At 66.7% G+C, this 11,536-nt stretch carries 6 protein-coding genes; 1 reads left to right on the top strand and 5 read right to left on the bottom strand.

Annotation, left to right across the window (positions count from 1 at the left end; all coding sequences use genetic code 11):
• Positions 1-371: 371 nt before the first annotated feature.
• The 3 genes from E2C06_RS33165 to E2C06_RS33155 form a co-directional block, all read right to left on the bottom strand.
• Positions 372-1,313, bottom strand: a complete 942-nt coding sequence (locus E2C06_RS33165; RefSeq protein WP_241671589.1) for an IS5 family transposase — start codon at positions 1,311-1,313, stop codon at positions 372-374.
• Between the two features lie 356 nt (positions 1,314-1,669).
• On the bottom strand, positions 1,670-1,939 hold the full coding sequence (locus tag E2C06_RS33160; protein ID WP_133292839.1) for a hypothetical protein: 270 nt from the start codon (positions 1,937-1,939) through the stop codon (positions 1,670-1,672).
• 52 nt (positions 1,940-1,991) lie between these two features.
• On the bottom strand, positions 1,992-2,672 hold the full coding sequence (locus E2C06_RS33155; protein ID WP_193560533.1) for a carbonic anhydrase: 681 nt from the start codon (positions 2,670-2,672) through the stop codon (positions 1,992-1,994).
• 1,007 nt (positions 2,673-3,679) lie between these two features.
• On the opposite strand from E2C06_RS33155, the gene E2C06_RS33150 reads away from it, so the two are divergent.
• A complete protein-coding gene (locus tag E2C06_RS33150; RefSeq protein WP_133292837.1) occupies positions 3,680-9,238 on the top strand; it encodes a peroxidase family protein in 5,559 nt (1,852 codons plus the stop codon).
• Between the two features lie 424 nt (positions 9,239-9,662).
• Here the strand turns inward: E2C06_RS33150 and E2C06_RS33145 are convergent, their stop codons facing one another.
• Both E2C06_RS33145 and E2C06_RS33140 read right to left on the bottom strand, forming a co-directional pair.
• Positions 9,663-10,154, bottom strand: a complete 492-nt coding sequence (locus E2C06_RS33145; protein WP_133292836.1) for a hypothetical protein — start codon at positions 10,152-10,154, stop codon at positions 9,663-9,665.
• A 154-nt stretch (positions 10,155-10,308) separates the two neighbouring features.
• Positions 10,309-11,250 carry a Bug family tripartite tricarboxylate transporter substrate binding protein gene (locus tag E2C06_RS33140; RefSeq protein WP_133292835.1) on the bottom strand — a complete coding sequence of 314 codons (942 nt, stop codon included), beginning with the start codon at positions 11,248-11,250 and terminating at the stop codon, positions 10,309-10,311.
• Between the last annotated feature and the right edge of the window lie 286 nt (positions 11,251-11,536).

The raw sequence follows: 11,536 nt of genomic DNA, 5'->3' as shown, positions 1-11,536 counted from the left end.
GGCCGGAAAGGGGCGGCCTACCCGCCGCGCCGTCGTCCCCTTACGAGCCCACCCAGACCAAGCAGCAGCCCGCTCCCGCCCAGCAGGCAGGCTTTTCAGCAGCCTGCTAGGGGCGGTGCTGCTCACCTTCCGGCGATGCTGCACGCGCTCGCACGACAGGACCCTTGGCGATGGCGGAAGCGCGAATGAAGAGACCTGTGCGCGGACGTGCCGACGAGCACGCTGGGGGCGTCGATGTGCGGCGAGGGGCGGATGGCGTGCCGATCCGTCAACCCTGCGGGCGTTTTGGGCCGCACCGTGGTCGTCGCGGACAAACTCGCCCTCCATCAAGCAGCGGTGGCCTGCGGCAGGGTGAGCGCGCGGCGCAGGTTCTAGGCGATGACCCCGAGCCGAACCTGCAGGCCTGCCTTGGCAAGTCCCAGCCACCTCATCCGGCGCAGGCCATAGGATCGCTTCCAGGTGCCGAAGACCTTCTCGATCTGGCAGCGGATCCGCCGTACCGCGGCGTTATGGGCATGCAGTCTGGCAAGCGCTTCGGGGCCACCCCAGACGCCGGTCCCAACGGCGCAGGGATTGCCACCTCGAGCACGGACGACATCCTCGGCGTTGCGGCCGCCGAAGGCGCTGTCGGCGTAGACCTGACCCGGCGCATCTGGCAGCACGGCCACGAGTTCGGCGGCGTCATGCACGTTCGCCGTGGTGGCCTCGACGCCGCGTACGAGGCCAGCGGCCTCTTCGGTGGCGATGTGGGCCTTATAGCCATGCGTCGGCTTGCGGCGGCGATGGCCGGCCCAGCGGGCATCGCCGTCGTGCCGGATGCTCGCCGACTGGATCAGCGTGGCGTCGACAAGCGCGCCGGTGCGCACCACGATACCTTTCGCCTCGAGCTGACGCGTGACAGCCTCGAACAGCACTCGATCCAGCCCGCGCCGGATCAGCTCGCAGCGGAAGCGGACGAAGGCGGTGCGCTCGGGCGTCGCCTCATGCGCAGCGAAGCCGCAGAACCGGCGGAAGCTCGCGCGAGCCTCCAGCGCCTTGGCCAGCCGCACGTCGGAGAGGTCATGCCAGGTAGCCAGCAGCAGCGCACGGGACAGCGCCAGCGACGGCCAGCCCGGCTCGCCTTTCGGGGCAGCCGAAACCTCGACGAGGTGGTCGATCGCGGCCCAATCCAGCAGGGCGGCAATTTCGCCCAGCGACGATGCCGCCCGCAGCTCCGGCCGCGCGATGAGGTCCCTCCTGCCCGATCCGGCGCCGCGCCATCGTCCACCTCCTGCCGACGACATCATCGAAGCGGATCGCGTCGCCTCCAGCACTTCCGCGCACAGGTCGCATGATCCGCCGCCAAGCCATCGCCGCCCGCCGAAAAACCATATCCGCCAAGGGCAGGTAGCAGCGCGACCGCAACGCGCCGTACGGGCCGATCGCGTTGAGGGTGGGCCTGCTCATGGGTCCCACCACCACAGTCGCACCACGATGGCCACAACATCAAACACCGCCAGCGCGGCTATGTACGCATGCAGTTCAGGTGATGGAGCGGCGAAGCTGCGCATGATGCCCAACAGAGCAGCGCACTTCTTCGCCCAAAGTCATTAGCCAAAATCGTCTAGCTCAGCCAGCCCCGCCAGAACGGCCGACGCACCTTGACAGCGAATGCCGAAATCGGCCTCGGTCATGAGCCTGGCGCCTGCATTCCCAGTCGGGCCGCCGCGGCCTGGAGCGACTCCACATCACCTTCTCGCCACTGGTGCCGGATCAGCAGCCTGCTTGCCCTTACCCCTGGCATAACAAAGGCCGTGCCGATGGCGATAGGCGCAGTGAGGCCACGTTTCTCAAGCTCCCGGGCGATCAGCATGCGCAAGCGGATGGTGATGAGCCGGTCGGCCTGACAGGTCCGGCGCCCCTCGGCCGCGAAGGCAACGTGCTCGCGCGTGATCGCCAACCAGCTCGCCCTGCGCATGAAGCCATGCCAAAGCCCAGCCGCTGTTGCGCCCTCAGATGTCCTCGAACCAGTCTACGTCGCCGTCATCGAAGTCGTAGCGCGCCGCGATGATCTTCAACCTGTCCTGCCGCAGGGCCTCTTGCAGGACGGTACTCTGCATCTTGAGACGCCCAGCGACGCGCCGGGCGTTCATCCGAACCGCGTTGTCGAGCAAGTCACCGGACTGGCTGCGGGCGGCGAGGACCGCGGGAATAATGGGCTGGATCATCTCCCCGATCACGCCGGGGAAGGTGGCATTCCTGTCCACGACATCGACCGCCGCCGCGACCGCACCACACGCCTCGTGACCCAGGACAACTATCAGCGGGCAGCCGAGTACGCCCACTCCGTACTCGACGCTGCCGAGCGCGGCGGTGTCAATGGTGTTGCCGGCATTGCGGATGATGAACAGCTCGCCCAGGCCACGCCCGAACAGCAACTCGGGCGGGACGCGACTATCGGAACATCCAACCAGGACGCAGAAGGGTGCCTGCCCTCTGGCGAGCTCGATCCGACGCTCGCGGCCCTGAGCGGCACGGTAGGGGGCTTCCATGCGGAACTGGCCGTTGCCCTCCTTCAACAGCCAGAGCGCCTGGTCAGAGGTGAGAGCGGTCCTTGCGACCGGGTCGGCCGCCAAGCCGGGCCCGGCTGGGGCGCCGATGGCTGCGAGCACGCCGGTGGCGACGCCGCCCATGAATCCACGCCGGCCATGAGCACTGATGTGGCGGAGGCCGTTCCCGCAACGGCAAAGGTCACTTGGCATGACATCTCATCCTCAGCAGATTTGGCCGTGCCTCGCTGCCGCGAGCCGGCATGCCAAGTTGCTCCGCTCGGCTCGCTCCTTCCAGGCCGTAGTGGGTCGGAGCGCAGGAAACCCGCGGCCGGCAGCGATTGTGTCGCCTCTCCTAGCATGCGGGAGGCGGGAGGTTGTTGTCCTTCCAGTGCGCCGCGTATGGAGAGTACCTGTGCGCGCCGCTCGCCACCGCTGCGGCACGTGGGCTGAAGCCAGCCAAAGGAAGAGCGCACGAACTGATTCGCTGAGCACCTACTCGGACCAACCTTTCGCGTTCCGACACAGGCTGCAATGCCGCGATGAGATCATCGGCACGGTGGCCTGGCACGAATTGGCATGTGGTGGCGACGTGCGAGAGTGCCTCGTCGACCGACAGGTGCGAGGGACACGGCAGCTATTGCCAGGATAGGCGCGTAAGCGTTCGGGCGGGCTGCCGCCCTCACGCCCGCCTCCTCAAGGCGGCCGAGGCGCACGAGCCGAGGATCCCGAAGGGCATCGGGTCGAACGGGCTCTGAAAGCCGCCATTTTGTCCTCTATGCAAAACGAGTTTCACTTCGCTGTGCGTTTGGTGCAGCAAAGAAATACCACTAAGTCACGGATATTGTTTGCAATACCGGCAGGCGCCGCGAAGCGCCTCTCGTTATTAAGTGGATAGCTTACAACCTCTGGTTGTTTTCACTCTGCTTCCGGCTCGATTTTCAACCAGAGCGAGTATTTCTACCGGATCCGTGAGCCGTGAGGCAAGTATTGGTGACTTGAGAAGGAATATGTCCCCTCGGTAATCATCCTCCGCGTGCATATGGCGGCAGTGTCATCTTCAGGAGATGTTCTGCCGACCAAGAAACGACGCAATGTTCTGGCGCGCCTGTCGCGTGGAATAGCTGCGGCAATCCTATAGGAGGATAAAAGTGGTCGCACTTGTTCGCCATGATCTGGAGTTTATTCTTCGGCAGATCAAGATCGCCGAGGCGCACTCCGCAGGAACGCCGCTGACAGACATCCGCATAGACCTGGCCGGCAACATTACGACCGACCCGAATGCCGCTCCGGCAATCCCAACTCCTCTGTCACCCTACGGGCTCCGTACGGTCGACGGCAGCTATAACAACCTGGTGGCAGGCCGTGAGGAGTGGGGTGCCGCGGACACGCCGTTCCCGCGCATCACCGACCCCGTCTACCGCAACGAGGCGGACGACAGCATTACCTTTGGCGCCGGCAGCCCGGGACAGGTTGTCTTCACCGACGGCAACTACGCCGGAATGGGGGCGCCTCCGCCAGCCAGCCAGGGCCTCGGTGGCGGGACGGTCGTGGATGCGGACCCGCGCATCATCTCGAACCTGATTGTCGACCAGACGCTGGAGAACCCGGCGGCTATCTATGCCGCCCTCACCTATGCCGGCCTCACCGGCACGGAGCTGACCGCGGCCCTCGCCGAGATCCGGACTGCCTACGGCGCGGCCAAGACCGCCGCCGATGCGGCAAAGCCGGCGGCCCAGGCGGAGCTCGACACGATCCTCGCCAAGCACGGCGTCGAGATGGAGGGTCACACCGTCGTTCTGAAGAATGTGGCGCCTGACGAGGGGCTCTCGGCCTCCTACAACGGCTGGTTCACGCTCTTCGGCCAGTTCTTCGACCATGGCCTGGACCTGGTCACCAAAAGCAACAACGGCACCATCTACATCCCGCTGCAGCCGGACGATCCGCTCTACAACCCGGCGACCCCGCATTCGAACTTCATGGTGCTTACCCGCACATCGGCGGATGCCAAGAACCTGACGACCGCTTGGGTCGACCAGAATCAGACCTATACCTCCCACTCCTCGCACCAGCTCTTCCTGCGTGAATACAAGCTGGTCGACGGCAAGCCGCTCGCCACCGGCAAACTGCTCGAGGGCGAGCGCGGGCTGGCAACCTGGGCCGACGTCAAGAAGCAAGCCGCCGAGGTGCTTGGCATCAAGCTGACCGATGCCGATGTCACCAACATCCCGCTGTTCAAGATGGACGAGTACGGCGAGTTCATCCGTGGCTCGAATGGGCTTCCGCAGCTCGTGATGAGCCTGGGCGCTGACGGCAAGTTCGGCGGCGGCGATGACGTCTTCGCCGAGGGCAACCTGACGAACCCAATCAGCACTGCCGGAGCCGTTCGCACTGGCCATGCCTTCCTGGACGACATCGCGCATGCCGCGGTGCCCGTCGTGACGGGCGGTGTCCTCATGCAGGACAGCGACTCGGTCGTGGGCTATTCTGGAGAGATCAACAGCCGCGGGCAGCAGACATCCTACGACAACGAGTTGCTCGACGCCCACTACATCACCGGCGACGGCCGCGGCAACGAGAACATCGGCCTGTCGGCCGTCCACCATATCTTCCATTCCGAGCACAACCATACCGTCGAGCAGGTGAAGATCCGGGCGATCGAATCTGGCGACGTCGCCTTTCTGAACGAGTGGCTCCAGGTCGACCTACCCCTCGGCACGGTGTTGCCGCCGGCCAGCGATGCCGAAGCCGTCAAAGCTTTCGCGGCGACCCTGTCCTGGGAGGGCGAGCGCCTGTTCCAGGCGGCACGCTTCACGACGGAGATGCAGTACCAGCACCTCGTCTTCGAGGAGTTCGGCCGGAAGGTGCAGCCGGACATCGATGCCTTCGTCTTCAACCCGTCCGTTGACATCAATCCGAACATCCTCGCCGAGTTCGCTCATGTGGTGTACCGCTTTGGGCACTCCATGCTGCGGGAGACGATCGACCAGATCAACCCGGACGGCACCAGGGCCGACATGGACCTGTTCGATGCCTTCCTGAACCCGCTGGCGTTCGGATCGGCGGTGATCGACCACGACGCGGCCGCCGGCGCCATTGTCCGCGGCATGACCAGCCAGGTCGGCAGCGAGATCGACGAGTTCGTCACCCATGTGCTGCGCAACCAGCTGGTCGGCATCCCGCTCGATCTCGCGGCGCTCAACATCGCCCGCGGACGCGACACCGGCATCCCCTCGCTGAACGAAGCCCGCCGGCAGTTCAAGGAGGCAGCCAGCGGTGACACCCAGCTCGACCCTTATACGAGCTGGACGGACTTCGCGTTGAACCTGAAGAACCCGGCCTCGATCGTGAACTTCATCGCGGCCTATGGCACGCATGAGACGATCACGACCGCCGCAACCGCCGCCGCCAAGCGGGACGCCGCCATGGCCTTGGTGTTCGGCGGCCAGGACGCGCCGGCCGACCGTGATGCCTTCCTCAACGGCACCGGGCAGTACGCGACGAAGCTCGGCGGCCTTGAGGACATCGACCTCTGGGTTGGCGGCATGGCCGAGAAGAAGATGGCCTTCGGCGGCATGCTGGGCTCCACCTTCTCCTTCATCTTCGAGATGCAGATGGAGAACCTGCAGAACGGCGACCGGTTCTACTACCTCTCTCGCGTGCAGGGCCTCAACCTGCTCAACGAGCTGGAGAACAACTCCCTCGCCAAGATGGTCCTGAACAACACCGATCTCGGCGAGACCGGCTACGCGCTGCCTGCCGACATCTTCTCCGTGCCCGACCATGTCCTCTACATGGACAAGAATGAGCAGGTGAAGTTCGGCTACGCCGACCCGACGCAGGCGGATCCGTTCCTGCAGGCCATCTCCCCGATGGTCCAGCGGGTCGACGCGAACAACGACGGTGTGGCCGAGTACCTCCGCGTCAACACCAACGACCACCTGCTCATCCAGGGGACCAACGGCGCCGACACCATCGTTTCCGGCGGCGGCGACGACGCGGTCTGGGGTCGCGGCGGCAACGACCGCATCGAGGCGGGCTACGGTGTCGACAAGATCCATGGCGGTGATGGCGACGACATCATCACCAACAGCGGTACCGATATCGGCGAAGTCGACATGCTGCACGGGGAGGCCGGCAACGACGTCATCCACGGCGGCAGCGGCCTCGCGCTGATCTTCGGCAACGAAGGCCAGGACTTCATCATCACCGGCCCCGACGGCAAGGAGGCATTCGGTGGCACCGGCAACGACTTCATCCTGGGCGGCGCCGGCGCCGACTTCCTGCTGGGCAACGAGGGCGACGACTGGATCGAGGCGGGCGACGGCTTCGACGCCACGGCCGGCGACAACTCGGAGCTGAACTTCAACTCGTCCATCATCGGCCACGACGTTATGTTCGCGGGCCAGAACGAGCATGACTTCGACGCCGAATCCGGCGACGACATCATGGTCCAGGGCGAGAGCGTGATGCGCAACGAGGGCATGCTCGGCTTCGACTGGGCGATCCACAAGACCAACCAGGAAGCCGCCGACTCCGACCTCATCACGCCGATCTTCACCACCGTCGAGCAGGACATCCTGCGCGACCGCTTCGACCAGGTGGAGGCCCTGTCCGGGTGGGAGAAGAACGACGTCCTGCGCGGCGATAACCGCGGCGACGTGAATGCCGAAGCCCCGCCGGTGGGAGCCAATGCCGACTTCACCTTTGCCGGCAATGAGCTCTCCCAGGCAGGTGTCGACCGCATCGCCGGTCTGCGCGAGCTGCTCGGCGACCTGGTGGCGCCGCGGCCGACCAGCGGCAACCTGGAAGCCATCGTCGCCTTCGACGACGGCAATATCCTGCTCGGCGGCGGTGGCAGCGACACCATCGAGGGGCGTGGGGGCAACGACGTCATCGACGGCGATGCCTGGCTCAACGTGCGGATCAAGGTGAGCCTCGCGGATGGTACCATCGCTTCGGCCGAGGGCATGACCTCGCAGGTGCGCGGTGCCGCGGGCAACCTGCTCTACGGCGGCAAGGCCCTGTTCGACCTGATGCTGGACGGCACGCTCAACCCGGGCCAGCTCAGCATCGTCCGCGAGATCCTCTACGCGGACGAACCGGCGGAAATCGACACCGCGGTCTTCTCTGACGTGATGGCCAACTACACCATCACCTACAACGCGGCGGGGAACTACTACACCGTCGACCATACCGGCGGCACGCAGGCCGACGGGACCGACCGCGTGATGAACATGGAGCGGCTGCAGTTCGCCGACCGCGTCCTGGTGCTGCCGGGCGGGCCGGGCAACGACTCGATCCTCGGCACAGCGGGCAACGATCTGCTCGTCGGCAACGGGGGCAACGACACGCTGCAAGGCATGGCGGGCAACGACACGCTGCAGGGTGGGCTCGGCAAGGACCTGCTGCTGGGTGGCCAGGGTGCGGACCGCTTCGTCTTCACATCCGCCACCGAGACGCAGCCCACGCCCACCGAGCGGGACGTGATCGGCGACTGGGGGACGGGCGACCTGATCGACCTTTCCGGCATGGACGCCAATCTCGGCATCTTCGGGATGCAGGACTTCGTCTTCCGCGGCACCGCGACCGACTCCTTCACGGCGGCGGCTGGCGAGCTCTGGACCTATCAGATGGGTGGCAACACCTTCCTGATCGGTGGCGTGAACGGCGACACCGCGCGTGACTTCCAGATCGAGCTGACCGGGCTGCACAGCCTCTCGGCCAGCCAGATCCTGGGCGTCGGGCGGGTGAACCAGGCCGGCACCAGCGGGGCGGACAACCTGACCGGCCTGGGTGGCAACGACACGCTGCTCGGCCAGGCGGGCAACGACGTGCTGCGGGGCATGGCGGGCAACGACGTGCTGCAGGGTGGGCTCGGCAAGGACCTGCTGCTGGGTGGCCAGGGGGCGGACCGCTTCGTCTTCACCTCCGCCACCGAGACGCAGGCCACCGCCGCGGGGCGCGACGTGATCGGCGACTGGGGGGCGGGCGACCTGATCGACCTCTCCGCCATGGACGCCAATCTCGGCATCTTCGGGATGCAGGACTTCGTCTTCCGCGGCACCGCGACCGACTCCTTCACGGCGCGGGCGGGCGAGCTCTGGACCTATCAGATGGGTGGCAACACCTTCCTGATCGGCGGTGTGAACGGCGACACCGCGCGCGACTTCCAGATCGAGCTGACCGGGCTGCACAGCCTCTCGGCCAACCAGATCCTGGGCGTCGGGCGGGTGAACCAGGCCGGCACCAGCGGGGCGGACAACCTGACCGGCCTGGGCGGCAACGACACGCTGCTCGGCCAGGCGGGCAACGACGTGCTGCGGGGCATGGCGGGCAACGACGTGCTGCAGGGTGGGCTCGGCAAGGACCTGCTGCTGGGTGGCCAGGGGGCGGACCGCTTCGTCTTCACCTCCGCCACCGAGACGCAGGCCACCGCCGCGGGGCGCGACGTGATCGGCGACTGGGGGGCGGGCGACCTGATCGACCTCTCCGCCATGGACGCCAATCTCGGCATCTTCGGGATGCAGGACTTCGTCTTCCGCGGCACCGCGACCGACTCCTTCACGGCGCGGGCGGGCGAGCTCTGGACCTATCAGATGGGTGGCAACACCTTCCTGATCGGCGGCGTGAACGGCGACACCGCGCGCGACTTCCAGATCGAGCTGACCGGGCTGCACAGCCTGACCGCCGATCAGATCATCCTGTGACCTAGCTGATGTCGGGCCGACCACAGTCGGCCCGACATCGACCCCATTCTGGTGAGCTACAACAAGGCTAGACGCCCCTGCGCGGACCCGCGCGGCTTGCCGGCTTGGCCTGACGACGGTGGCCAAGCGTTCCTCAGTCGTCCCTGCCAGTGGGACGCCCCTCACGACGCATCCCACTGCCCGACGGTCAGGCGATCACGGAGTAGCTGGCCTCGTAGAGCGTGATCGAGTTGTTGCCGCCCATGGCACCATTGTTCCACCAAGTCTGGGTGCCGATGCCGGTCGAGGTCGCCCCAGCCATATGTGGTGCAGCCGTTGCCGCCATTCGCGTCCTTGTAATGAATGGCGGAATAGCCGTTCCCCGCGCTGCCGATCTTCAGCAAGTCGCGCTCTGGGCCAAGCCACGCATCGGTCGCTGGCCAGGTCAGGGCATGGATGCCGATTGCCCCTTTGGTCCCCAACGCAAAGCTGTAGCGGCCGTAGCCGGCATCGGCGTTGCCCCGGGGCGGGACCATGGCCCACTGTTCTGATTGTCTGCGCTGGTCCAAATGATGGGTTGTCCGGGCACGCTGGTGTCAATGGCAGGATTCCACGAGCGGCCGAACGTGCCGAGACCGTTGTCAAAGCTCTCAACCCAGGAAAGCTGGGTTGCTGGGAGTTCAGGGTTGTTCGGCTGGACCGGAGTTTCCGGTTCAGTCGGGATCTCGGGCTCGACTGGTTGATCCGGAGTGCTGCTGCCAGCACCGGACGGGAAGTCGGCTCCGCTGCAGATCACGCCCTGCATGTTGAGGGAGATGTCGGCGGTGCTGTCGCCGTTGATACCGGCGCGAAGCGTGCCATCGGCCCGTTCCCGGACGCCGTAGGCCTTGCCGCTGTCGGGCTCGACGCCAGCCCAGTGCAGCGTCGCGGGGATCATGTTGCCCTGCAGGGCGATGCTGCTTGAGCTGATCCGGCGGGCAGCGAGATGAGCGGCTTGGACACGGCCGCAAACCCTGACCAACCGCAATTGTGGCAGCTCCGGCTAACACGCGGGAAGTGCGAAGAGCGGGTGTTGAGCTGCCGTCGCGCAGTCACTCCGGCTCGATCCCAGCCTGCCGGATCAGCGCCTCCCATCGCGCATTGTCGGCCTGGATGCGCGCGGCCAGCGCGCTCGCCGACAGCGGCAGCACGGCTGTGGACAGCGCGGCGAAGCGCTCCTGTAGTGCGGGGCGGGTCAGGCCAGCGCGGATCGCCTCGTCCAGCCGCGCGACGATCGTCGCCGGCATCCCCGCCGGACCGAGCACGGCAATGATCGTCTCCAGCGCGCCCTCCGTGCCCGGGAAGCTCTCCTGCAGCGGCGGCACCTCGGGAGCCAGCGCGCTGCGCGCCGCGGCGGAGATCGCCAGCGCCCGCACCTGACCCGAGCGCCGCTGCGCAAGCCCGGTGCCGAGATCCACCACCGCGGCCTCGATGTGGCCGCCGACCAGGTCGGTCATCGCCTGGGGAATGCCGCGGTAGCTGACGCCGACCGGTTGCGTGCCGCTCGCTGTGGCGAACAGCGCCAGGGCCACCTGGCCGCTTGGCGAGCCGAACCCGACTGTGACCGGCGCCGCCCGCCGGGCCCGGGCCTGCAGGTCGGCCAGCGACCCTACCGGCGAGGCCGCGGGGACCATGATCATCATCGAGGTCGAGCCGACCCCCGACACCGGCTGGAAGCTCCCCACAGGATCGTAGGGCAGGTTCCGGATCAGACTGCGGGCGACGAACATCACCGAGGAGCCCATCAGCAGCGTGGCCCCGTCCGGCTGACTCCGGGCGACATGCGCGGCCGCGAGCGTGCCCTGCGCGCCCGGTCGGTTATCCACCACCACCGGCTGGCCGAGGCTCTCCTGCAACTGCTGTGCAACGGCACGTGTGACGTTGTCAGTGACCGAGCCAGCCGGGAACGGCACCACCAGCGTGACCGGCCGCGCTCCGCCGTCCTGCGCGTGACTTGTGACGGCCTGCAGCAGCAGCGCCGGCAGCACGAGCATGGAGCGGCGCCCTGGGGCGCAACCACTGGCAGCCTTCGCTAGGCCTTGGCGTTCTCGCACGGTCCTGTCCTCCCGCAGCTCACGCCACGTAGCGGAGCGCCGCCCTATTCGGCCTGTGCCCGCAAGGTGGCGTCAAGCCGGCGGCGACCGCCTCGCCCAACTGTCCCCGCCCCGGCTAGCCCGTCGTATTCACCGGGTTGGAGCGTAGGGCGTCCTGGCAGGCTGACTTGAGCGTTCGGCACGCGGCTGCATCCGCTTGCGGCGGGGTGGTTGGGCCTGACGGGCG

It is taken from the genome of Dankookia rubra (assembly GCF_004355005.1).
In the GTDB taxonomy this organism is placed as follows: Bacteria; Pseudomonadota; Alphaproteobacteria; order Acetobacterales; family Acetobacteraceae; genus Paracraurococcus; species Paracraurococcus ruber_A.
Note: the sequence above shows the minus strand (reverse complement) of the source record. Positions and strands in the feature narration are given on the sequence as shown.

Coding starts and splice junctions, on each gene's coding strand:
- E2C06_RS33145 (WP_133292836.1), bottom strand. CDS start 10,154: ATGATCCCCGCGACGCTGCACTGGGCTGGCGTCGAGCCCGACAGCGGC.
- E2C06_RS33155 (WP_193560533.1), bottom strand. CDS start 2,672: ATGGGCGGCGTCGCCACCGGCGTGCTCGCAGCCATCGGCGCCCCAGCC.
- E2C06_RS33140 (WP_133292835.1), bottom strand. CDS start 11,250: ATGCTCGTGCTGCCGGCGCTGCTGCTGCAGGCCGTCACAAGTCACGCG.